This window comes from Paenibacillus sp. FSL L8-0470 (assembly GCF_038008625.1).
Lineage (GTDB): Bacteria > Bacillota > Bacilli > Paenibacillales > Paenibacillaceae > Paenibacillus_AQ.
Genome location: NZ_JBBOZM010000001.1, coordinates 286,273 through 309,754, shown reverse-complemented (window position 1 = coordinate 309,754; position 23,482 = coordinate 286,273). Strand labels below are relative to the sequence as shown.

General features: G+C 52.1%; 21 protein-coding genes. 10 read left to right on the top strand and 11 right to left on the bottom strand.

Translation table 11 applies throughout. The features are described from left to right. Window positions 1-142: 142 nt before the first annotated feature. Window positions 143-697, bottom strand: coding sequence for a GNAT family N-acetyltransferase (locus NST99_RS01450; RefSeq protein ID WP_341089275.1), 555 nt, complete (start codon window positions 695-697; stop codon window positions 143-145). A 105-nt stretch (window positions 698-802) separates the two neighbouring features. Between NST99_RS01450 and pdxR the strand changes: the two genes are divergently transcribed. Both pdxR and NST99_RS01440 read left to right on the top strand, forming a co-directional pair. Further along, window positions 803-2,221 carry a MocR-like pyridoxine biosynthesis transcription factor PdxR gene (pdxR, locus tag NST99_RS01445; RefSeq protein WP_341089274.1) on the top strand — a complete coding sequence of 473 codons (1,419 nt, stop codon included), beginning with the start codon at window positions 803-805 and terminating at the stop codon, window positions 2,219-2,221. 39 nt (window positions 2,222-2,260) lie between these two features. Further along, on the top strand, window positions 2,261-2,791 hold the full coding sequence (locus NST99_RS01440) for a hypothetical protein (RefSeq protein ID WP_341089273.1): 531 nt from the start codon (window positions 2,261-2,263) through the stop codon (window positions 2,789-2,791). Between the two features lie 53 nt (window positions 2,792-2,844). Here the strand turns inward: NST99_RS01440 and NST99_RS01435 are convergent, their stop codons facing one another. Beyond that, window positions 2,845-3,804: a helix-turn-helix transcriptional regulator gene (locus NST99_RS01435; RefSeq protein WP_341089272.1), complete on the bottom strand. Its 960-nt coding sequence runs from the start codon at window positions 3,802-3,804 to the stop codon at window positions 2,845-2,847. Between the two features lie 140 nt (window positions 3,805-3,944). Between NST99_RS01435 and NST99_RS01430 the strand changes: the two genes are divergently transcribed. Further along, the gene (locus NST99_RS01430) at window positions 3,945-4,370 is read left to right on the top strand and encodes a VOC family protein (RefSeq protein ID WP_341089270.1); all 426 of its coding nucleotides are present in this window, start codon (window positions 3,945-3,947) and stop codon (window positions 4,368-4,370) included. A 109-nt stretch (window positions 4,371-4,479) separates the two neighbouring features. On the opposite strand, the gene NST99_RS01425 is transcribed toward NST99_RS01430, so the two are convergent. Continuing rightward, a complete protein-coding gene (locus NST99_RS01425; RefSeq protein WP_341089269.1) occupies window positions 4,480-4,947 on the bottom strand; it encodes a L,D-transpeptidase in 468 nt (155 codons plus the stop codon). A 222-nt stretch (window positions 4,948-5,169) separates the two neighbouring features. Between NST99_RS01425 and NST99_RS01420 the strand changes: the two genes are divergently transcribed. The 4 genes from NST99_RS01420 to NST99_RS33620 all read left to right on the top strand — a co-directional run bounded on the left by NST99_RS01420 (window position 5,170) and on the right by NST99_RS33620 (window position 7,640). Next, window positions 5,170-5,427 carry a hypothetical protein gene (locus NST99_RS01420; RefSeq protein ID WP_341089268.1) on the top strand — a complete coding sequence of 86 codons (258 nt, stop codon included), beginning with the start codon at window positions 5,170-5,172 and terminating at the stop codon, window positions 5,425-5,427. A 798-nt stretch (window positions 5,428-6,225) separates the two neighbouring features. After that, entirely contained in the window at window positions 6,226-7,032 is an 807-nt protein-coding gene (locus tag NST99_RS01415; protein WP_341089267.1) for a DNA-binding protein, read from the top strand. Between the two features lie 13 nt (window positions 7,033-7,045). Continuing rightward, the gene (locus NST99_RS01410; RefSeq protein WP_341089265.1) at window positions 7,046-7,195 is read left to right on the top strand and encodes a hypothetical protein; all 150 of its coding nucleotides are present in this window, start codon (window positions 7,046-7,048) and stop codon (window positions 7,193-7,195) included. Between the two features lie 355 nt (window positions 7,196-7,550). Then, window positions 7,551-7,640 carry a putative holin-like toxin gene (locus NST99_RS33620; RefSeq protein WP_222850467.1) on the top strand — a complete coding sequence of 30 codons (90 nt, stop codon included), beginning with the start codon at window positions 7,551-7,553 and terminating at the stop codon, window positions 7,638-7,640. 210 nt (window positions 7,641-7,850) lie between these two features. Here the strand turns inward: NST99_RS33620 and NST99_RS01405 are convergent, their stop codons facing one another. The 6 genes from NST99_RS01405 to NST99_RS01380 form a co-directional block, all read right to left on the bottom strand. Further along, complete coding sequence (locus NST99_RS01405; protein WP_341089264.1) at window positions 7,851-8,753, bottom strand: DNA-3-methyladenine glycosylase family protein; 903 nt, start codon at window positions 8,751-8,753, stop codon at window positions 7,851-7,853. Further along, complete coding sequence (locus tag NST99_RS01400) at window positions 8,734-9,300, bottom strand: methylated-DNA--[protein]-cysteine S-methyltransferase (protein WP_341089262.1); 567 nt, start codon at window positions 9,298-9,300, stop codon at window positions 8,734-8,736. The genes NST99_RS01405 and NST99_RS01400 overlap by 20 nt, the downstream gene beginning before the upstream one ends. Further along, the gene (locus NST99_RS01395) at window positions 9,275-9,868 is read right to left on the bottom strand and encodes a bifunctional transcriptional activator/DNA repair enzyme AdaA (protein ID WP_341089261.1); all 594 of its coding nucleotides are present in this window, start codon (window positions 9,866-9,868) and stop codon (window positions 9,275-9,277) included. Before NST99_RS01395 ends, NST99_RS01400 begins: the two co-directional genes overlap by 26 nt. Before the next feature lie 490 nt (window positions 9,869-10,358). After that, entirely contained in the window at window positions 10,359-11,363 is a 1,005-nt protein-coding gene (gene kdgT / locus NST99_RS01390) for a 2-keto-3-deoxygluconate transporter (protein WP_076113900.1), read from the bottom strand. A 163-nt stretch (window positions 11,364-11,526) separates the two neighbouring features. Next, on the bottom strand, window positions 11,527-12,459 hold the full coding sequence (locus NST99_RS01385; RefSeq protein ID WP_231578447.1) for a tripartite tricarboxylate transporter substrate binding protein: 933 nt from the start codon (window positions 12,457-12,459) through the stop codon (window positions 11,527-11,529). A 255-nt stretch (window positions 12,460-12,714) separates the two neighbouring features. After that, window positions 12,715-15,033 carry a helix-turn-helix domain-containing protein gene (locus NST99_RS01380; RefSeq protein WP_341089260.1) on the bottom strand — a complete coding sequence of 773 codons (2,319 nt, stop codon included), beginning with the start codon at window positions 15,031-15,033 and terminating at the stop codon, window positions 12,715-12,717. A 181-nt stretch (window positions 15,034-15,214) separates the two neighbouring features. Between NST99_RS01380 and NST99_RS01375 the strand changes: the two genes are divergently transcribed. Together NST99_RS01375 and NST99_RS01370 are read left to right on the top strand one after the other, a co-directional pair. Continuing rightward, a complete protein-coding gene (locus NST99_RS01375) occupies window positions 15,215-16,849 on the top strand; it encodes an SWIM zinc finger family protein (RefSeq protein ID WP_341089258.1) in 1,635 nt (544 codons plus the stop codon). Next, a complete protein-coding gene (locus tag NST99_RS01370; protein ID WP_341089256.1) occupies window positions 16,846-19,884 on the top strand; it encodes a DEAD/DEAH box helicase in 3,039 nt (1,012 codons plus the stop codon). The genes NST99_RS01375 and NST99_RS01370 overlap by 4 nt, the downstream gene beginning before the upstream one ends. A 150-nt stretch (window positions 19,885-20,034) precedes the next feature. On the opposite strand, the gene NST99_RS01365 is transcribed toward NST99_RS01370, so the two are convergent. Next, the gene (locus tag NST99_RS01365) at window positions 20,035-20,829 is read right to left on the bottom strand and encodes a hypothetical protein (protein WP_341089255.1); all 795 of its coding nucleotides are present in this window, start codon (window positions 20,827-20,829) and stop codon (window positions 20,035-20,037) included. Between the two features lie 708 nt (window positions 20,830-21,537). Here NST99_RS01365 and hflX point away from each other — a divergent pair. After that, window positions 21,538-22,806 (top strand): GTPase HflX, encoded by a 1,269-nt coding sequence (gene hflX, locus NST99_RS01360; RefSeq protein WP_341089254.1) that lies wholly within the window; start codon window positions 21,538-21,540, stop codon window positions 22,804-22,806. A 489-nt stretch (window positions 22,807-23,295) separates the two neighbouring features. Here hflX and NST99_RS01355 read toward each other — a convergent pair whose 3' ends face one another. Further along, on the bottom strand, window positions 23,296-23,478 hold the full coding sequence (locus NST99_RS01355) for a hypothetical protein (RefSeq protein ID WP_341089253.1): 183 nt from the start codon (window positions 23,476-23,478) through the stop codon (window positions 23,296-23,298). Window positions 23,479-23,482: the final 4 nt, after the last annotated feature.

The following is a 23,482-nucleotide window of genomic DNA, read 5'->3' as shown; positions in this document are numbered from 1 at the left end:
TTTGACCTTATGGCTTCATTATAGTCCCGCTCCCGCTGGATGACAAAACCGGAATAAGCCGAAAATCCGGCAAATCCCGGCGTTTCGGCTTATTTTATATTACAAATTTTAGCTTTTTTAACGATTTGACCTTGTTTGACCTTTATCGTAAATAACGCTCCCGGTACTCCTGCTCCAGCATGCCCATCTTGATCACATCATGGTATTCATGGTTATAAAAAAGCGCCTCCCGCTGTACGCCCTCCCTGACAAAACCGATGCTCTCATATACATGTACAGCACGGCTGTTGTAGCAAAAGACCTCCAGTTCGATCCGGTGCAAATTCAGAATCCCGAAGCCGTAATCCAGCATGAGCAGCAGAGACTCCCGGCCGAAACCCTGCCCCTGATGTTTCCCCTCGCCGATGGCGATCCGCAGATTCGCAATCCGGTTGTTCCGGTCGATATCCTGAATCGCAATGTCACCGATCACCTCGCCATTCTCCTGAAGGGCAATCAGCAGAAGCACTGCGCTGTCATCCCCGGCTTTTCGTTCAATATACCCCTCGATCTGTTCCTTGTTGATATGCTTCTGGGTGCCTGTGAGGTAGCGGGTCTCCTTATCGTAGAACATGTGGTAGTACAGTTCGGCATCTTCCCCGTTAAGCGGACGCAGATACACTTTATCTCCATTTAATAGCCCGGACTGCTTGTTCATTACGGCCAACTCCTGTCTCTTAGTGTAGCTCTATGATATTGCAAGACTGTATACTATAAAATAGACAAAATCATTCAATTTCAAAGGACAGATGGAGAGGATAATATGCTGCTTGTCCCCGCTCTCAGCGAGAACCGTGAAGTTCCCTACTATATTCAGCTATATCATTATTTCAAAAAAGAGATCATCAGCGGCTCCTTGCCGGCCGGTACCCGTCTGCCTTCAATCCGTGTGTTCGCCGCCCAGCTTAGCCTCAGCGCTACACCGGTCGAGCTTGCTTACCAGCAGCTGCTGTCCGAGGGCTTCATCGCAAGCAAGCCGCGCAGCGGCTATTATGTTCAGCCTATGCATATGTTCAGCGGGCTGACAGCCGCTGCAGGCGCTCCACCGCTTCCCGGCCGCCCGATAACAGCCCGTGACTCCCGGCCGTATGCTTATGATTTCCATATGTCGAAAAATGACTTTTCCCTATTTCCCCACAAAATATGGCGCAGCCTCTATCAGGAACAGCTCGCCAACCCTGATCTGCTGCAATATGGCGATCCGCAGGGTGAGCCTGCCCTCCGCGAGAGCATCGCCGCTCATTTGCGGCAATTCCGCGGGCTTCGCTGTACGGCGGAGCAGGTTGTAATCGGCGGGGATCAATATACGCTATGTTCTCTGCTCTGCCTCATACTGCAGGGCAGCAGCAAACGGCTCGGCATTGAAGATCCGGGCTATCATCTGCTGCCGGCAGCATTCCGCAGACACGGATTTAAGATGATTCCCATTCCTTTACAGGAAGACGGAATAGATGTGGAGAAGCTCTATACCAGCAAGGCCAGCAGCGTGTATATCTCGCCTTCCCACCAGTTCCCCAGAGGCATGACCCTGCCGATCGCCAAACGCCACGCCTTGCTGGACTGGGCCCGGTCAACGGACAGCATAATCATTGAAGACGACTACGACGGTGAGTTCCGCTATCACGGAAGGCCGATTCCCGCACTGCAGGGACTACTGGAAGACAGCCCCGTAATCTACATGTGCAGCTTCGCGCAGTCAGTAGCCCCTGCCCTTAGCATTCACTACATGGTTCTGCCGAAGGCACTGCTGCTGCTGTATCACCATCTGGCGAGGGAGCTGTACCTGGAGCATTCAGCCTCCCGGCTGAATCAGATCGCGATGCATTATTTTATGGAAAGAGGACATTTCGAGAAGCATCTGCGGAGAATGCGGCTGCTCTACCAGAAAAAACATGACCTTCTCCTCCGCTCCATTCAGCGCTATTTCGGAGACCGGGCAGCCGTAAGCGGAAGGGACGCCGGATTTCACATTCTGCTTACACTGAAATCCGGCGGCAGTGCACGGCAGCTTGCGGCTGTGGCAGAAAAGGCCGGCATTCGGGTTACCCCGATGTCTTATACCTGGTGGGAGCAGCCCGAAAACGATGACCCTGAGTTTATCCTTGGATTCGGGGGCATCCCTGAAGACCTGATCGAAGAGGGGATCCGCCGCCTGGCTGAGGTATGGCTCCCCTTGATTTAACGAAGTAATTCAGCAGACCATTCAGGAAGGTGAATCCCAATGACCCTCAATCATTACCTTGGCTCGGACAGACCGCTGCCGACCGGAAGCTTCGGATATGTATACACGTATCAGAAATATTCCGACATTCCGAAGTCGGACGATAAACATGCGCTTCACAACATTATGGATTTATCCCATCTGAACGATACCCTTGTTCAAGTGTTCGAAACGGATCTGGATGCGTCAGGACTGGACATCGGGGAAGTAAGCTCAATGCCCTGGAGGCATGAGCTGCCCATATCCAAGCCATACGTTTATGGATTTAATGGTTCTTTCACTCTCAGCAAGGAGATGAAGACGCAGAATCCGCAGGGTTATGCCTGCAGTCTGAAATCCATCCGGCTGCTGCTCTCCCATATGAATGAACATTTGGCCGCAGGCGAATCTATGGAGATCTATACCTGTTGGGACAGTGATTTCCCAAAGACCATCAACCCGGATCTAAACTGGACCCTTCATCTGCCGGACTTCGAGCCGGAAGGCCCCTTTAACCTGGTGGATAAGCAATTCATCCGCGTGACCAAATAACGAAGTTATCACCCGGCCCGCTCGGGCCGGGGGTTCGTGTACGTTATTTCCTGTCAGCTGTATTTCTCCAGCATTTCGGCAAGCATACCCTTTAGTTCCCCCACCAGCTCCGGCGGTCCGTGGACCGTTGCCCCGTTTCCAAGCCCCATAACAAATCTGGCAAAAAAGCGCAGATCGCTTCCAGGTACCTGGCCTTTCAGCCATCCGGTTCCATCTTCACGCCTATGCAGCAGGGATGCCGACCACAGCTCGGCCTCACAGCTCTGGACCCCTGCTTTCCCAAGCTCTACGTGAAGTTCGACCCGTTCCTCTTCAGGTACCTGCTCCATGGCGCTGTAAATTTCCTTATTTCCCAGGTGGATATGCCGCAAATCCAGCGGCGTTAACCCCGAATGGTCATAGTCTGCCGAATAGATCCGGTCGCAGCGGAACACGCGGATATCCCCGCGCACAAAACAATAAGCCGGGCAGTACCATAAGCCGTTGCTGGCATAAATGCCGATAGGCTGTATCGCTCTGCACGACTGCTGCCCTTTGGATTCATAGTCGATCCGCAGTACTTTCTGATCGGTAGCCGCCTCCAGCAGAATCGGCAAATAAGGAAACTCTGCCTGCCTTGACGGGGTCACGAAATCAATCCGGTTCTTCATCTCATCAATCCGGTCGCGGACATCGCCGGACATATAATTATAAAATTTGTGCAATGCTGATAGGGACTCTCCCTTAAAGGGCAGATACTGATAGTGGCGCAAGGCATGGCTGGCAAAAAAAATCGCCACCGCCTCCGCTTCCGTAAAAGCAATCGGCGGAAGAATCCGTTCGTTCAGCACCTGATACCCCCCGTGGGGGCCTACTTCGGAATACAGCGGCACCCCAAGCTCGCCAAGCTCCTGTAAATCCCTCAGAATCGTCCGTGTAGAGACCCCGAATTCGTCGGCCAGCTCCCTGACGGTAAATTTCCGCCTGCGGTTGACGGTCATCATCAGGTCCAGCAGTCTTTTCGATTTGGACATACGCCAGCCTCCATTCAGATGATTTGAAATTGGCTTCATTTACTTTTCTATTCATGACAATACTTGTCACTATTATAGACTAGAATGAAATCAAAGCCCAGCCGCAACGGGCAAATACAGCTTGAAGGAGTGAATTAGAAATGAGTATTCAATTAAATCCTTTTATCCTGCTTGACGGTACGGCAGAGGAAGCCATTGCTTTTTATCAGGACACTCTGGGAGCAAAACTTCAGTTTAAGCAAACCGTGGGACAAGGCCCGCAGAATCCGGATTCACCATTGTCGGACGAAGAAAAAGCGCGTATCGCCCATTCTGTCCTGAGTGTGGGAGACACGGATATTTTTGTGGCCGATCTTGACATCGGACAGGTGCTGCAAACAGGCAACGGCATCAACATCTGTCTTTCGACGGAGGACGCCGGGGAAGCGGAACGGTTATACAACACCCTTAAGGAAGGCGGGCAGGTAAACGTTAAACTCGGTCCGGTCTATTTCAGCCCAGCCTACGGCATGATCACCGACAAGTTCGGTGTAACCTTTCAAATTTTCACCAAACGACCACGGTAAAAAACAGGCCATGGCTCCTGCCCCTCCAAGGGCAGGCAGCCATGGCCTGTATCTGTATTAAGTGCCACGATTGAAGCGGCTTGAACAAATGTTGATTTTGTTCCTTAGATTAAACTTCGGCGATAGTAACCTTCCCGGTACCGCCACCTAATGTAGATAGAACATAAATCAAGCTGTGTTGGTCCTCATTCGAAAGTCTTACGCAACCATGTGTCGGACGTAGCGGATAAGAAGGGGCACCTGTATCTGCTGGATCTCCACCATGAATCCATAGACCTGAGCGGCCATTTTGTTCTGCAATTAACGCATTGCCACTAACAGGGTCCATTATGATATATTTCGACGGGCCATATGAACGTTTATTTTTAACCGTCTGGGGCATTGGCTCTTTCGATATTGTTGCTGAATATACTCCGGTTGGTGTATGTCCGTCAGTCTGAGACCAAGGATAACCGTATTCTGAGCGGCCAAGTGCTTGTACAGGACCAAATACTAAAGCCCCGCTATCATTATACATTTTCAGTGAACCCAATTTTGTCCGGTTTGCGTTCAAGTTAACCCTAATGTGGTATCCCATTTATAAAACCTCCAATTTTTTTGAAGGATTAGCTGATGGAGTGGCAGAGGCTAATAGATAACTCCATATCATTGTGCTCTGCATCAACCGCCTTCTATTTAATAGGGAGTTAGAGGAGGAGAATTTACAACCTTGGATTACTAATTTTCTGTATCTTGCTTTCCGCTTCCTAAAGTAGTATTTGTTAATTGTTGAATAATTCTACATTTGTGAGGTGAGGAATTGAAAGTTGTCGAATTGGCTGTTGTATTAAATGATGATCCTGGAAACCGCGTTGAGTATTTTGACTTGGTTGCCTTACCTTTTGTCCCAAGAGTAGGAGAAATGCTTTTATGGAATTATAAATCTTACCTTGTGACAGATGTTTTGTATGCTTTTGAAACAAATCCGGCTGATTATAATTATGACGCTAATCCCGCTAAACAAAGCTTGGTTGCACATGATGTATGCTATAAAGTTTATTTGAAACCCTATCACTAACTAGAGCATGTCTTCAAACTGGAAGAGCTCTGGGGAAGCAAGGATTTAGTATTGAAAGTAGGGTCCCTAAAAGCCCGCAGCGGGTTCGTTTACTCGTACCGGACTCAGGGGGCGCTATGGAGAGTAAAATCCCTGTTTATTCTCTTTTGGCGGACTCAGTTGACCTTATCTGCTCTGCATTCTATCTAAAAACGGCCGCAGGGAGAAATAACTGCGCTGGAGTCCGTTGTCCTCCTGTAACAGGCTAAAAGCCTCAAATAGTTGCAACTCGGTCCGTTCGTACTCGAAGCCAAGAATACACTTTCCGGACGCACACACACGCCTTCGGAAGAAGAGCGAAGTTTTTTAAACACCGAGACATAAGCCTCCACCGAAAAAACTGCCTAGTGGCGAAACGCCTTTCTCCGCGTGTGATCAGAAAATGGTACTGTACCCATGATTCCTTAGGGCATACAGCGGCAGTTTTGGCGGGGAAGCGGTTTAAAGACATGCCCTATACAACTTTGATTATATCTGCGACATAAACTCTGAGGTGTTCTTTAAAATAGACGTTGCCTTCCTTTCGATATTGCAGCGTCTGAGCTTATTTCAGGCGCTTTTGTATGGCATGTACCGGATGTTCTGCTTGTTTTCCATATAATGATTTTTTATGTATAAAAATACCTTTAAGTGTGACATGCGTCACTTACTAGTATGGGTGAAATAAAGAACAATGATTAGACAAAGAAATTCTTATTTTGTATTTTGTGGAATAAATGGAGAGACTTTTTTTCGTTTTTTACGGAAGGATGGATCATATTGGAGTTGGATCTTAACGGGATCAATGCTGATTCATTGGTTCAGATGCTGCGGGCATCATTTACCCTTGAAAATTGGGACGGTATCCTCCAAATCGCCGATAGGCTATACAGCGAGATTAATCAATTCTACAGCATCTATCAGCGGGAGCATGCCGATGGCCAGAAGGTGTGCAACTTCGGATTAAACCGAAGCATCGTCTATTACTTCGGCTATTCTATGTGTTTGAAAGGAATCGCGCTTGAGAAGCTGGGCCGATATGACGAGGCGAGAGAGTGCATCTCGAAGTATGAGGATTTGGGATGGATTAACGGTATGAACGCCGAGGGACGGGCCGAGGTTGAATATTATTGTGAAATTGCCCTAGCTAATCTGCACGTGATCGAACTGAACGAGGGGAACACGACCGCGCTTTCGGATTACCTGGTTTTCCTGCGGCATAACGAAGAAGAAATCCTGCCAGGCATGATATACATTCTGGAGTCAGCAATCAAGCATAAGTACAACGTCGATGAGGTGCTGATCGAGTTCAAAGAGCAGATCGACTCAATGGGGGAATACTACATAACAAAAAGGAACATCCGTTATTACATAGATTACATCTACTTGAAGGCAAAATATTATTACATAAATGGAAATATATATGATTCTATAAATGCGCTTCTATGTTCTTTGGCATCATCAGTTAAGCTTAAAGATGATACAGGGTTCCGTAAGTCAGCGGTTCTCTTTGAGAAACTCCGAAATCAAACAACTTCCGGGCAACTGGACGAGTACCTCTGCTTGATGGAACAAATACAAGACTAGGGAGGATTTCAAAATGAAGAAAAAAGTGTTTACGCTCATCTTTATTGTGGTCGCTTTGGTAAGTGTTAATGCTGCTGTTGTCAGCGCGGACGCAGGATCCACCGGCACGGATAAGTTTGCAAGCGGCGGCTTCGAACCGCTGCGCCACGGGGTAGACCATTAAATAAATCAATAGCCGGACGAGCCTCTGCAAACTCTGCAGGGGCTTTTTCATGAGCTTCTAAAAAGTGTGGGGCTATCAAAGCTGGTCTTATTTCCATTGATGCATGGTTAACTGCTGGAGGATTATAAAACACTATACCTTTAGCGATAAATAAACCATTGTATAGTAAATAGCTAATATGGAGGATTAAAGTGAAAAAGAAGCAGTTAAAAAAAAAAGAACACATAGCATCTGGAAAATACAGGTGACGAATTAATTTACCTGCAGATTGATTTAGAACGTGCGCATATGGCTTGGTATAATATTCCAGTACAATGGCATAAGGGCGGTCGGCTAATCTCCCGGAAGGGAGGTGATGCCTGTGGAGGTATACCAAGCACTGACGCTGATGATTTCATTTGCGACACTGGTTGTGCTTATACTGTCTTTTCACAAAAAAAAGTAGACCGCCCCGTCCTAGGATAGCGGTCTACTACTGACCAAACTCCGAAAGCCAACCGCTCTTATAGCGGATTGCACATGAGTGGGAGTCGTGTTGACGCACGGCTCCTTCTTTAATTGTATCTTAGCATATCGGTTTTTATACAACAAGGTGATACAAAAACAACCCAAAACTATTGACCGATTAGAATACTCGTTCACAGGCAGCGGATAGTCAATATAACGCCCGCCACAAATAAAATGTGGCATAGGCTTCCCAGCCGCGCCAGGGTACCGACAGTTCCAGCAGTTCCGCCGGGGTCGGCTTTCTATCCATTCCAGTGAGGAATTTCACCGCATTCTGCAGGCCGACATCTCCTACAGGGAAGGCAGTGGCGTCTCGCAGGCAACGCATCCGCACATACTGCGAGGTCCACGGACCGATTCCCCGGATCTTCAGCAGCCGCTGCTCGGCGGCTTCAGGGGACGGCAGGGCCAGCAGCTCCTCACGGCTCAATTCTCCTCCCGCGATCAGTGCAGCCACATCCAATAGGGTCCGCGCTTTGCTGCGGGTCAGCTGCAGACTACAGAGATCTTCCATCGAGACCTGTAGAAACGTCTCAGGCCCCGGAAAATGATAATAAGTATGCCCTTCATATTCCAGCGACTTCCCGTATTCAGCGGTGAGTTGCTGCTTCAGCCTGTAGGCAAAAGCCAGATTGACCTGCTGGCCGAGAATAGCCCAGCATAAAGCCTCGAACAGATCGGGGATGCCGATGATCCGCAAGCCCCGTTCACTCGCCGCGAGCTTCTGCAAGAGCGGGTCTGCGTCAGCCAGCCGGTAGAACGGTGCAAGATCGCGGTCCAGATCGAACCATTCCACGATATACTGCGCCAGTTCCGCCAGAGGTTTCGGACCGGGAAAAGCACCGGTCAGCAGCGTGGCCTGCAGACGCGGCGTACCAGCCGCGACCGTCAACCTCACCAGCGACGGCGTTCCTTCCAGCATGAACAGCCGGGTAACCCCTTCCCCATCCGAACGGAACAGGCATTCCAGCGGAGAGCGGTTCATGTATTCCAGACATGCGGACAAGTCAAAAAACTCCGGCAGCGGCAGCTCAAAAAGCAAATCGTTCATGTCCCGCCGCCCCCACATTCGTAATGCCTTCCAATTTCAGCAGCTCCTGCTTCAGCTTGAGGCCGCCCCGGTATCCGGTTAGTGTGCCGTTCGTACCAATGACCCGGTGGCAGGGCAGCACGACCGGCAGCGGATTTTGCCCGTTAGCCGCACCCACCGCGCGGACTGCCTGCGGTCTTCCGATGCTTACGGCAAGCTCCTTGTAGGTCACTATTGCACCATGCGGAATACCGGCCAGCCCCATCCAGACCTCCTGCTGAAACGGGGTGCCCCAGAGATCCAAAGGGATACTGCTGAAGCTTACAGGCTCTCCGTTAAAATACCTCTCCAGAAGCTGCGTGGCCCCGAATTGATCGAAGATGCCAGCGTCCTCGCTGAACTGAGGTGACGGTGCATAGGTTTTCAGCCACGATGCCGGAAGCACACCTTGATCCTCCTGATAAGATATGCGGATTAGGCCCTTCTTGCTGGCCCACAAAGTCCAGTCTCTATTCCCGACGTTAAGGGTATGATGGAAAATCTCAATGGTCTTGAGTATCTGGGTCATGCTGGATTCCTCCTTTGAACTCTGTACGGTATTCTGTCGGCGCAAGGCCGGTCTTCCGCGCAAACCATGCGGTAAAATGGGACGGTCCCTGAAAGCTGACCGCCTTGCCAACCTCAGCAATGGCGAGCCCGGTGTCCGCGAGCAGTCTGCTTGCTTTCTCCAGCCGCAGCTGGTCCAGCCTCGCGGCAGGAGACTGGCCGGTTACCCGCTTATAGGTTCTTTGCAGGTGAAACGGGCTGACTTTCAGCTGTTCAGCCAGTGACTGCAGCGTCAGCTTCTCTCCATAATGTTCTGCCATAACGGCATCTGCCTGCGCGGCAAGCACCGCGTCGGGTCTTAGCCTGCCGCCTTCCTCGGGGCGGCATCTTTTGCAGGGGCGGAATCCTGCTCTTATCGCCTCCTGCAAAGAACCGTAAAAGACCACATTGCCCGCCTTTGGTGTTCTTGCCCGGCAGGAAGGGCGGCAGACAATATGTGTAGTCAACACTGCTGTATAATAAACTCCGTCGTAGGTTGATTCCCGCTTGACTACCGAATCGTAAACCTGTTCGAATAATGCCTGATCCATATGAAATCACCTCATACCGCCAGTATAAACGATTGCTTTGGCCTTATGCAGCCTATCTCAATAGGAGAGCAAGATTACGACAGTGAAGACCTATGCAACCGGACTCTGACCAGTCACCATGCTGCGCGAAATGCGTTACAGCGGTCCGCTTCAGCCAGAAGGGAGCTTTCAACGCTGCCGGACTGGAGAGACGCTAAATAGCAAAAAAGCCCACTTTCTTGCTCAGGGGACTGCATTGACGTTATTTCCTGTTTCCTGCGGCAATTAGACAGTTTTTGTGAAAATAGCGGCGCTGGGGTCCGTTTCGCCCCCAATAAGACTGATTTTTCCGAAATGGCTGCTTCCACATGCCGGCTCATCTAAACCGGCAATCTAAAAAAGGACCCTCCGGCACCGCCCATTAGGCGCCCGGAAGATCCCAGCTTTTTGAAGCTAATCTTAGCTTTTGTAATCATCAAATATAAAAAAATTCCGTTGTTATATGATGTTATTAGATTGCAGCTTTCTGAGTTTTTAGATCCACAGGGCCATCGGCAGCCGGGGGATTCTTTTTCCGCATATAGTCGGAATAGTATGCGGTAATGATCGGAACGAGAATAGAGGTGACAATGACGGAAGCCGCAACAAGTGCTGTTGCTGATTCTGCAGCCGGCAGGAGCTCAGGCTTCATATTTGCCACAAGCATCGGATTGGCTACGGCTGCCCCGGCGGTGCTGGAGGCCGCAAGTCCGGCAGTGCCGTTGCCGCCGCCGATAAACTTATCGGCCAGAATCAGCGGAATCCCTGTAATAATGATGACTACGATACCCAGCAGAATGCCGAGCAGTCCGGTATCTACGATGACGCCGAGGTCGATGGAGCTGCCCAGTGCGAAACCGAAGAACGGAATAAGTGTTTGTGTCGCTTTGCCAAAGTAGGTACGGAGATCATGATCCAGGTTACCCAGAACAAAACCGATCAGGAAAGGAAGTACAGCACCGACAAAGACATGCGGTTCAAATACAGCTACCCCGGTGCTGCCCAAGATAAGCATCGTTACCAGCGGGCCGGATTCCAGTGACATCAGCACGAATGCGCCGGATTCTTCTTTGGTGCCATATTGCTGCATAATGGAGGCGTACAATCCTCCGTTGGTCATATCCATTGCGGAGATAATAGCCAGCACCGACAATCCGGCGAAGAAGCCGTTTTGAATGCCGCCCTCCGGCAGGAACTGGATCGCGATCAGGGCTATTACCCAGGCCACGGCAATTTTGGTCAGTACCAATGTGCCTGATTTCCGCAGCACACTTCCCGTAGCGCGTACATCTATAGCCGCCCCCATACAGAAGAACCAAACCGCCAGAATCGGTACAGTCCCCGTCATCAGCCCTTTCGTGAAGCCGCCAAAATATTCGCCAGCATTCGGGAATGCGGTGTGAATAATCGCCCCGAGGAACAAAGGTACCAGCATCATGCCGCCGGGAATTTTGTCCAGCGCTTTTTTAATTTTCATATCTTATCAAACCTTTCATGTCGGATTCTAAATTATTGCATAAATTGATGATTTTACCTGAAGAAGGCGCAGCAAATCAGCCCCAAGACCTTACCAGTCCACTAAAGGTAAATCATCAGTGAGCAGCAGATTCCGAGAAAATTTGCCTGACGGCGCTTTCATGTTACTTACGGCTTAGCCCTAGCTGCGGAATCATCCCGGAGAATAAATCGTCGCTTTCCTTCAATTGCTTGGAGAACGCTTTGCCGTCCGTGACCAGCAGCCCTAATCCGTTGATTTTCATATACTCACGGAAGTCCCTGTCCTCTGTCCCTTTGATAAAGGCCCCGGCCAGCAGCTCGGCAATAGCGTCCGGCGTATCCTTCGGTACAGCAAGTCCCCTCCATGTACCTGTGAAATTGACATGTATCCCCGTCTCTTCCTCCAGTGTAGGTACGCCTGGCATTGCCTCCGAGCGCTTGTCAGCGTTGACCGCCAGCGTCCGCAGCTTCCCTTCATCCACATACTTTTTCACTTCGGCAGGGCTTACAGGCACTGCATCGACAAAACCGTCCATCAAGGCGGAGACGGCAGGGCCTCCCCCTTCAAAAGGAATATGTGCAAACTTCACACCGGTTTCCCGCTCCAATGTTACGGCAGCCAAATGCCAAATACTCCCCGTTCCTGCGTTCCCCATTTTCAATTCACCTGGATGCGCTTTCGCAAAGTCGAGAAACTCATTTACGGTTTGCCACGGCGCTTCGGCTCTTACGGTTATGGCGGAAGGATCAAAATTCGTTTGGGCGATCGGTTTGAACTTCTCATAGGTAATCGGAAGCAGTCCCAGATGCGGCAGGATGGTGAGCTCGGCAGGAAGAAATGTGACCGTATACCCATCGCCCTTGGCATTGGCACCCTCCATGAGTCCGACGGAACCTCCGCCGCCTGTCCGGTTGAGCACAATAATCGGCTGGCCCAGTACCTTCTCTGTTGCTTTTGCTAAAGCTCTTGCTGTGGTATCCGTCCCTCCGCCCGCTGCATAAGGCACGATTAAGGTAATCGGTTTCACCGGAAAATCACCGCTTACATTCTCCCGGCTGTTATCGCTGGTTATCATGCGGTTTCCAACCCATACCATCGTCAAAACCGCCAGGACGGATGCCGTCCAAATGCCTATTTTTGTTGTCCGTTTCAAGACCATCCCTCTTCCTTAATAATGACAATTGAGCCGCAAGGCACAATGGATATACTGCGATGCGTGCGCCGCTTCACCCCCCAAATTTCTTCAATCACAGTCTCATTCACGAATCTGTGAAAGTTTTCTCAAATAGAACTTTAACGTAAACGGGGGGTTGCCATCAATCGTATAATCTTATTCTGAATCGTCAGAAACGCCGGAATGGCGCGGTTTTGGCCGATCTGCATACTCATTGGGATATTTGCTGCTCTCACGGAACTTGCCCGGTGTAACCGATTTGATCTTCCGGAAAGCACGGATGAAGCTGTTCTCATTCTGGTATCCGACCCGAAGCGCAATTTCGGCAATCTTCAGGCTGCTGCCCTGCAGCAGTTCACAGGCTTTATCTATTCTCAGGTTGGTCAAATAATCATATAGTGTCGTACCCGTCTCTTCCTTGAAGATGGTGCTTACGGAGGAGACGCCCATTTTGACATGGGCAGCGATATCCTGCAGTCCGATGTTATCCTGCAAATGAGATTCCATGTACCGGATCAGTTCCTGTACCATCAGATATTCTTTGGACTGTCTGTGCACTTCAAGTACACCTGACATATGAATAACAATACTGCAGAGCATCTCCTCAATATCGGACAAATCCATCGTCATCACCTGATGCCACGTATAATCCGCCAGCTCGGCAGGCAGCGGATGCCCCCCGGAAGTCGCCATATTTAGAATTTCTCCTATTAAATCGTCTACAACACGAACAACTTTTTGCGGCTGCACGGCTTTCTTGCGGGTATCAGCCGACCACTTGCGGACCCATTGCAGGGCAGTCGCAGCATCGAAAGACTTCAGCGCATGCAGCACCTCCAGCCTCCAGGCATCATCTGCCGCTGCGCCGCCTTCCTCATATTTGCTCTCCTTCGCCGAAAACTCACGGACATGGCCGTAGCCTTCATATAGACGATAAGATAAAGCCAGCTCGGACTCCGAGTAGGACCGGGCTGCCTGTGAAATCGCGGAGACAGGTTCGCCGATGCCTATGGATACCGATATTTTTAAGACGTCGGACAGGATAGCAATCAGCTTCCCGGCATCCTCGCGCAGATCGCCGCTGTTATCATCTTTGGGCTGCAGCAGCACCACGAGGTTGTCCTTCCGGGGAGTGGCCGTAACCGTCCGCCAGGCAGGCTCGAAGAACTCAACTACAATGTTGTTCATCGCATATTTAAGCAGCAGCTGATCCTCTTCCACATATGCGGAGGTCCACTTAGAATGGCGGTCTACAGAGATCGTCAGAATTACGAAGGGGCCTTCCTTCCAGCCTCCAAAGTAGTGCTCCCATTTCGTCAACGTCTCCTGCGTCCCGATGCTCCGGGTAATCAGATCGCTAACAAATTTGGACCTTAGCTCAGGCAGGCTCCATTCGGCCACCAGCGACTTGCTCTGAAAATCACCGACCAATTTGCCGATGACCGGCTCCAAATCATAAAGATTTCCATGACCGGCCAGCTTCTGGTCGGGCATCAGGAGTTTATTGATCCGCTTCAGCGGCCGGAATGCGGCAAAGCTGTAATAATAAATCGCGGAGCAGCCAACAGCGATCGAAATCAGCGAGAGCATCAGCATCATATTGCGCGCCGTCTTCACATTCTTCAGCAGCTGCTCCATCGGAACGAGGGAAATCAGCCGCCAGCCGGTGACATTTGAGAACGTCTGGTTCGCCATATAGGCCTTTCCTTGAAGCTTCACATGGGCAAACGGACTTACATCAATATCCGACAGCACGTTATTCATGTCCGCCAGAGGGAAAGGCAGATTGAGCTTGGGGTAAATCAGCTCTCCCTCCAGGTTATATACAAATTGATAGCTGGATAAATGGGTATACATCTTGGAGAACAGCATGTCATAGTCCAGATCGATCAATACCGCACCAGTGACGTCCCCGTTCCGGACAATCGGCCGGGCCAGAGAGAGCAGCTCCGTGCCGGTCAGCCGGGCATCCGTGCCGGTATATACTCTTCTTTTGATCAGAAGCGGCTTCTGTTTCATTTCATCAATCCATGAGTTCCAGGCATGCTCCGGTGCTTCTTCCCAAAGAGCTCTATACCCGTAATTGCTGGAGACGACGGAATGATCCCCGAACTTGATTACACTGATGGCATGGACATCCGGCTCCGTAGCGAGCGTCTTCAGGAAATTCTGCGGCTCTGCAGCCGCCAGCGCATTATCCGCCGGATCGGCATCCATATATTTAAGGACGGCCGGATGAAACGCCAGATCGACCGCTTTATTATCAGATTCCCGGAATGCCCGGTTAGTCACATCCATGTTAATTTGCAGCAGCTCTACATTTGGCGTGTTCAGCTCAGTATCCAGCGCATTCCTGTACTCTCTATAGGAAAAAAGGCCAATTAGAGTAATTAATAGAGATACACTGAATGTCAGCATCAGAATTAGCCGGGTCTGCTTATTGTTCAGCAAGTATTTTAATTTAAATCGCAGCATGGGTGCAGCTTCATCCTTCCGCAGTTCGCTTAGTTCAGACCTTAGAGTAGCATGTTCGCCTATACGGCAATATGGAGCATGTCATATTCTTTAAGATTTTAGGGAGTTAAGGATAAGATCGTCACAAATGTTATAATGAGAAAATGAGTTAAGACTAATTTGCTACAGGAGACCAATTGCGATGCAGCGAAATTTCTACATGGCCGATCAGGAATGGGACAAGCTTATTTCGGACGTAGCCTATCAATTCAGTGACATCACCCTCAAGCGGGGATTTCAGTATTATAAGCAGGACCGTGTTCATGCGTTCAAAATGATCTCAGTCGGGAGCATTCTGGCACTTGTGGAAGGCGGGGAAGACTACAGCGTAACTATTGATCTGGATACCCTGTCCGCCAGCCGTTGCAGCTGCCCGGTACAGCATTCCTGCAAACATATGGCCGCTGTATTAATGAAGTATGCCGAGCAGCAGGGCCGGCTGGTGCATATGCTGGCCAATGCCAAGACGACAAGTCAATGGATCCGCAATCCTGTGGTCAAGGAGACTCCCGTTGCCGGTGGCTCCGCCCGCCGCAAGAAGCAGCTGGAGGAGCTGGCTGCCCTGGTTCCATCCGGAAATGTGGAGCAGTGGCGTGAATACTTAGCGCTGCTCACCGCACCGCTGGCGCCTACCGTGCGAAATTCCCAATATACCGACAGGGCGCTGGCGGCCATCTCCGGGGCCACTCCAGCGCTCCCTCCGGCCTCCGGGCTGTTATATAAGCTTCATGCCCATCTCTTTGTGCTGGAAAGCTTACTGAAACCGGCAGGCCCTCACGTCCCGGGAGCAGGTGCTTCTCTGGGTTATTATACCTCTGTTGCTGTCTCCGAGCTGCAAAAAGCGGTAACGGATCTCATGAAAAATAGTCTGCCGCTCGGCGCAGAGCCGGAAGCCTGGCCGCGGGTCAGTGAAACGCTGGCCTATCTGCGGCGGGAAATGCTGAGTGAGCCGCGCGACCGTTCACGGGAACAGCCCTATTACTCCCTCTGCTACGATCTGATCTGGAGAGGCTGGATTGCACCAAATGCAAGCGGCCCGGCTATGTACCTGGAAGAGCTGGAAGCGCTCCGCCAGGCCGGCGAGGAAGCCGGCATATCACTCTCGCGCCACTCGCAGCAGTTGGCGGAGAGCCGGATGTATTTCTATCTGAACGATGACAAAGGCGCCTGGGAGCTGCTTGACAAAGCTTCCGAACGCCCGGGTCTGTACCCGGACGAGCTGATGAGTTTTCTGGCTCCCCTGGCGGAGGCCGGGCATTGGTCCCGCCTTGCCCTGTGGCTGGCCAAAATCGGCCCTCTGCTGACCAGCCGCCTATTTAACCTGAAGAATTATGCCGGATACTGGGAGGAAGCCGTCCGCCGCATGCCGGAGACCGAACCCCGGATGTGGGATACGCTGATCGGCATGCTGCCGCTGTCCCGGGAGATTTATGAAGAAATGCTGCTGGACCACGGGCGCTGGCAGGAATGGATGGATTACCAGCTCTCCTCCGGCAAGGAACCCGCCAATTTCCGTGTCAGCGACCTCCAGCCGATCGAGAAAAACGCGCCGGAGCTGCTGCTCCCGTTCTATCATCAGGCGGCAGAACGGTTCGTGCTGGAGAAGAACCGGCACGGCTACAAAGCGGCTGTAAAACTGTTAAAGCGCCTGTCCAAGCTCTATAAAAAGCTGAAACGCGAGGAGCGGTGGGAACAATTTCTGGATTCCTTCACCTCCCGGTACAGCCGGCTGCGCGCACTGCAGGAAGAGCTGCGGAAAGGAAAGCTGATCCCATGAGCAAATATATGCGAAATATTACTGTCCAGCTTGCCTTAACCCAATATGGCGATGCTCTGATCTACGGCGTGGATGACAGGGATGATTATATGCCCGGTGTTCAGCTTAAGCAGAAGCTGTTCTCCTGGCATGAGGAGTCTTTTTATGGAACGGAGTTAACGCTCCAGAACGCCGATGGGGTTGACCTTGTGGTTCTGCCCGCCGAGCAGGTCATCCCCTTCTTTGCGGAGCGCAGGCTGCTGCGGCATGTCGGCTGGAGCTGGCAGGGTGACGCCGAACTGCTGACCGGGCTGGCGCCCGCCATCGCCGGGCTGCTGGCGGAGAAGAAGTATGCGCCGAGCCTGTCCGCCTATCGCGAAGGCAAACTGCAATGGGACTGGGATGACAAGGCGCTAGAGCTGGTTACGGAAGGCAACGAGAGCGCACAGTCCGCCCTGCGCGGGCTTACCGGGCGCCGGAACCTTGCGGACGGAATGCGCGCTGCCTTCTCGGCGGCGGTGTTCCGGCAGTATTACGGCACCGAGGCCGAAGCCGCAGACCTGCGCAGCGAATACCCGCTGCTGTTCAGCAGCAGCGCGGGCGCGGCAACTGCCGGCATGGACGATGACAGCTGGCTGATGTCCATCGGCTGGAAGGCGGACACGGCGCCTTTCCGGCCGGCCCTGCAATTGCTGGAGCCGGACGACGAGAAGTCGTACTGGCGGCTCCAGCTGCTCCTGCAGGACAAGCGCGATGCATCCGCGCTTGTGCCGCTGCGGCTCACCGGGGACGGCGAGCCGCATGGCCTGTGGCCGGCAGCGTGGACGCCCCACGTCCACGAGCGCGCGTCCGGGTGGCTTTCGCGCCTGCGCGAAAGCCTGGCCGGGGAGCACATCGGCCACGGGGACGATGTGCTTGGTGAACCGCTCAGCGACGGAGACGCCTGGCGGTTCCTGACCGTGGACAGCCGGCTGCTGCTGGAAGCCGGCTGGCAGGTCCTCCTTCCGGCGTGGTGGGAAGCCGCCAGCCGGAAGAAACCCCGCCTGCGCGCCAAGATCAGCTCCGGCGAGGGCAGCGACAACAGCGGCGGCCAATCGCTGTTCGGGTTAAATGCGCTGGTCGATTTCGACTGGCGCATCTCCATCGGCGACGCCGAACTCTCCGAGGCGGAGTTCGCCGATCTGGTCGCACGCGGCGAGCGGCTCGTGCAGTTCAGGGGCAAGTGGATTCCGCTTGACCCGGCTCTGCTGGCCCAGATCCAGCGGGCCATGGCCGGGATGGACAAGTCCCAGGGCTTGTCCTTTCAGGATGTGCTCCAGTTGCACCTGCTGGGCGGCGGCGAAGAGCAGGACAACGAGGCGGCCGAGGCGGAGCAGGCCGAAGAGAATGCCGCCCGCTTCCGGCTGGAGGTCGAGCTGAACGAGCATCTGGTCCGGCTGATCGGCCAGCTCGGCCACCGCTCGGATTGGCCGAAGCCCGGGGTGCCGGCTGGCCTGCATGCCGAGCTGAGAAGCTACCAGCATGAAGGGTACGCCTGGCTTGTATTTCTGCGCCGCTTCGGACTCGGCGCCTGCCTGGCCGATGACATGGGCCTCGGCAAAACTGTGCAGCTGATCTCCTACCTGCTCCACTTGAAGGAACAGCAGAGCGAAGCCGGCCCATCAGCAACGGGGACCGGGCGGCAGACCGACCCGCCGGACTGGCCGTCGCTGATTATCTGCCCGACTTCGGTGCTCGGCAACTGGCAGAAAGAGCTCCAGCGGTTTGCTCCGTCCCTGAACATCATGCTCCACTACGGAAGCAGGCGTCTCGATGCAGGTTACTTCTACGGTGCCGCTTCCCAGGCCGACGTGGTCCTCACCTCCTACGCCACGGCCGCGCTCGACCAGGAATTGCTGAAGCAGTTCACTTGGGCTACGGTTTGCCTGGATGAGGCGCAGAATATTAAGAATGCCGGAACCAAGCAATCTGCGGCGGTGCGCAGCTTCCCTGCCCTGCACCGGATCGCCCTGACCGGAACACCGATCGAGAACAAGCTGTCCGAATTGTGGTCGATTTACGATTTCATCACACCCGGCTATCTCGGCAGTCCCAAAGCATTCCAGGACCGGTTCGCAAATGCGATTGAGAAGGAACGCAATGCGGAGCGCACGGCGGATCTGCAGAAGCTTGTAAAGCCGTTCATGCTGCGCCGAAAGAAGAAAGACCCGGCCATCCAGCTCGATCTGCCCGACAAAAACGAGATGAAAACCTATGTTCATCTCACGGCTGAGCAGGCCGCCCTCTATGACCAGAACGTAACCGGGCTGCTGGAACGGATGAAGCAGCTGGAGGGCATTGAGCGCAAAGGGGCGATTCTTGCTGCTCTGACCAGCCTTAAGCAGCTCTGCGACCATCCGATGCTGCTGACGAAGGAGGCGCTGCCTGATCCCGATGGCGAGGGTGGGCTGGATACCACGTCCCTGATTGAGCGTTCCTCGAAGCTCGAACGGCTGCTGGCGATGGTGCGGGAGTTGCGCGAAGAGAACGAACGCTGCCTAATCTTTACCCAATATGTCGGCATGGGCAAAATGCTGCAGGCCGTGCTTCAGCAGGAGCTGCAGGAGCCTGTCCTTTACTTGAACGGCAGCACGTCCAAAACGGCACGTGACCGGATGATCGAACAATTCCAGACGCCGCCGCAGGAAGACGGGGACCTTCTGGCGGCAGGCGAGCGCCAGTCCGATCAGCCAAACGTCTTTATTCTTTCCCTCAAGGCGGGGGGCGTCGGCCTCAATCTGACAGCGGCCAATCATGTATTCCACTTTGACCGCTGGTGGAATCCGGCTGTGGAGAACCAGGCCACCGACCGCGCCTACCGCATGGGCCAGACCAAGGATGTGCAGGTGCATAAATTCATTTCACTCGGCACGCTGGAGGAGCGTATTGATGAGATGCTGGAGAGCAAGCAGCAGCTCAGCGACGATGTGATCTCCGGCTCCGAGGGCTGGATTACCGAGCTGTCTACAGATGCGCTGAAAGATCTGTTCACGCTGCGGCAGGAGTGGGTTGGCTAACCCGGCCCCCTCCTTTTTCCTTCAAACTCTTGAAGAAGCAGGCAGCACCTATAAAGTGCAAAAAAGAACATCTGCTGCATGCTGCATGCGCCGGTGTTCTTTTTATATGCCCGGATTATTGAAAAAGATCGCTGTTCGGCGCAGCCAATCTTACCATTGCTCCACCATTCTAAAGGTGGCTGCCAGATTATCCTTCCCGGCGAGCGAGCTGACCACAAGCGTTACCGGTTCCTCCTGAAGGTCATATACAAGCTGCTGATTCAAAAGATTAACCACCACATCCTGATAAGCACCGGAAATCCCGGAGCCCAGGCCCTGCGTAATGACTCTGCCGCCCGTAACCGTCGAGCAGGTATAATTCACCTGCAGCGCCGTGTCATTCACGGAAATAGCGGTAGTGGGTGTCGGAAAATTAACAAAGCTGCCGTTAACGGTACCGCCGGCCACGATTTTGTAGCGGATGGGCGTTGACGCCAGAATTTCCACACCGTCAGGCCGGATCTCGGCGGCTACCCCTTCCGGAATCGTCAGCGCCCCATTTTTGCGGAAGCTGATTGCGGCGAAATCAGTACTGGTTACGGCGATGTTATCGCGAAACTCCGAGGTAATCCGGCTCACCGCAAGCTGCATCAGGCTGACCGGAAACCACTTCCCTGCACTATCCACAAGAAAAATCTGAACACCCAGCTTTTCCTGAGAATAAAGTACATTAAATTGAAAAAAATTTTCGGTGATATTATAGGTTTTGCTCACCACTTCCCTGAAGTTCACTTCAAACAATTCCTGGGCAAAGAGGGTTGCCGGACTTACATCATTGTTGAGGCCCGTTATATAGACCACTGCTTTGGCTGTTCCACTATTTAGAATTTTTACAACAGCCTGGCTGATCGGTCCTAATCCGCCGGTAGGATTCCTGGTGATCGTATTTGTAGTTAGAACTGGCATGGCTCATCCCTCCTTCCTATTAAGACAATTAGTATATTGTATGCAAACAAGAAGGTAGGAAGTTTCTGGTTGAATGGCAAATGGCCAAAAAGCCGCGAATTCCAGAAGGTGCTTGCAAAGGAACAGGATTGCCATAAAATGACTGATGTGCTAAAATGAACACAACTTTTAGGAACGGAGGGTTGCAAATGAATGTGATAGATTATATCCGGATTCGTACTTTACGCGGCTAATCAGCTTTTAATAGCGCTAAAGCTCTGCCTTGTGCAGAGGACTCAGGATAGGTCTATCCATTTTTAAAGGCAACCCACAGATTAACCAGCGGACCGATAATGTTCCGCCGCATTCGCCTTTAGAGATTCGCACAGCCATAGACAAGGAATTACCGCATGCACCAGCGGTGGAATAGGCAGCTATTCCCCGTTGCTGATGCCGGTTCTTTCCTTTTACCTTCTATGGTTATGCCCAGCTGGAAGAATCATTGCATCCTTTTGTGATGCTCTCCCAGTCCTATTCTGTTTCCTCTACGATATTAAGCACAGGCCGCTGATTGCCTGTGTTTTTTTATGCTTTCGAAGCCAATTTTGCACGGAGTCTATTCAGTGAGGTTATGCTCACAAAACTAGGTGTATTCTTTCGAAGCCAGTTTTGCACGAAGCTTATTCAATGAGGTTATGCTCACAAAACTTTTAGGAGGTTGATAAATATATGGAATCCACACCACAACACGCAGTAATCGTCGGGGTTCAACTGCAGAATGAAACTAATTTCGCCTATGCCATGGAGGAGCTGCGCAATTTGGCAGCCGCCTGCAACATCAAGGTGATCGGGGAACTCAGCCAGAAAGCCAGCCGGATCAACCCCTCCCACTATATTGGCACAGGGAAGATTCAGGAATTGTCCCTTATGCTGGAGGACAAAGATACCCTTGTTATCTTCAATGATGAATTGACTCCTTCACAGATCCGTAATCTGGAATCGTCGCTGGACCGCCAGGTGATTGACCGCACGATTCTAATTCTAAATATCTTCGCTGAACGGGCCAAAACCAAGGAGGCTCAGCTGCAGGTTGAAGTTGCCCAGCTGCAGTATATGCTTCCCCGTCTGACCGGAATGCGCGAGTCCCTCGGCCGACAAGGCGGCGGGGCGGGCCTGAAGAACCGGGGGGCCGGTGAAACCAAGCTGGAGCTGGACCGCAGAAGAATTGAGGAACGCATCTCAGCACTGCAGACGGAGCTGCAGACCCAGGTATCCAGGCGCCAGATTCAGCGGAAGCAGCGGCACAAGAATGAAGTCCCGGTGATTTGTCTTGTCGGTTACACCAACACCGGCAAATCGAGCCTGATGAATGTCATAGTAGAGACGTATCATCCGGGTTCAGGCAAGCAGGTATTTGCCAAGGATATGCTGTTTGCCACGCTGGAGACTTCGGTCCGCAGCATTAAGCTGCCCGATCAGAAAACGTTCCTGCTTACGGACACTGTAGGCTTCGTCAGCCAGCTGCCCCATCATCTGGTCAAGGCGTTTCGCTCCACGCTGGAGGAAGTGACCGAGGCCGACCTGCTGATTCATGTCGTCGATATTTCCGATCCGCAGCATAAGCAGCATATGGCGGTAACCGCTGAGACTCTGAAGGCGCTGGGCGCAGACGGCATTCCGACAATCTATGCCTACAATAAGGCGGATTTGACGGACCAGCCCTATCCTGTTGTCCATGAGGATTCTGTTATTCTTTCGGCTAAGCAGAACAGCGGAATCGCCGAGCTTACCGGGCTGATCCGGGGGCATGTCTTCAATGACTATATCCAGTGTGAAATTCTGGTTCCGTTCGATCGCGGCAGCGTCGTCTCGTACTTCAATGAGCATGCCCATATTCAGAAGATCAGCTATGAAGAGCAAGGCACAAAACTTCAGCTGGAGTGCAGGACGGCCGACTATGAAAGATTCCGCGGGGATTTCATCGAGCTTCCGCAATAACAAGGTGCAGACAGAATAGGAGCTTGCCTCAGGTCCGGTGACCAGGGGCAAGCTCCTTTGTGGTTTAACTAAATACAGCTATGGAGGAGACCATTTTATATTATATATTCGGTGTCCCTGATCAAATTTCACCTTGTGATGCGTAAGACGTTGCCACTCCGCTACCTTACTTCCGTGCTTCCTTGCTTCCTAGCAGCTCACGGATTCATTAACGGGATTTACTGCCGCTATATAGAGATTACTCCGACAATCGAACACCTAACGGAAATTCTGCCCGCTAATATTTTATAAAAAGGCTTTATTGAAGAATAAGTCCATATTAACGCCATGTATTCCCTGTATATCCCTCAAAAGGGCTGTCTGCACAAATATAGCGGGCATTTTTCCCGGTGCAATCATCATTTGCTGCTTTTCTCATAGATGCCAGTATCTTCGTTGAGGCTGCCTTCCCTGGAGATTAGCTGTACTCTTCTACTTCTACTTCTACTTCTACTTCTTCTTCTTCCTCTTCCTCTTTCTCTCCCTCTCCCTCTCCTTCTGCTGCTTCTGCTTCTTCTTCTTCTTCTGCTTCCTCTTCCTCTTCCTCTTCCTCTTCCTCTTTCTCTTTCTCTTTCTCTTTCTCTTTCTCTCCCTCTCCCTCTCCTTCTGCTGCTTCCTCTTCCTACTCTTCACCCGC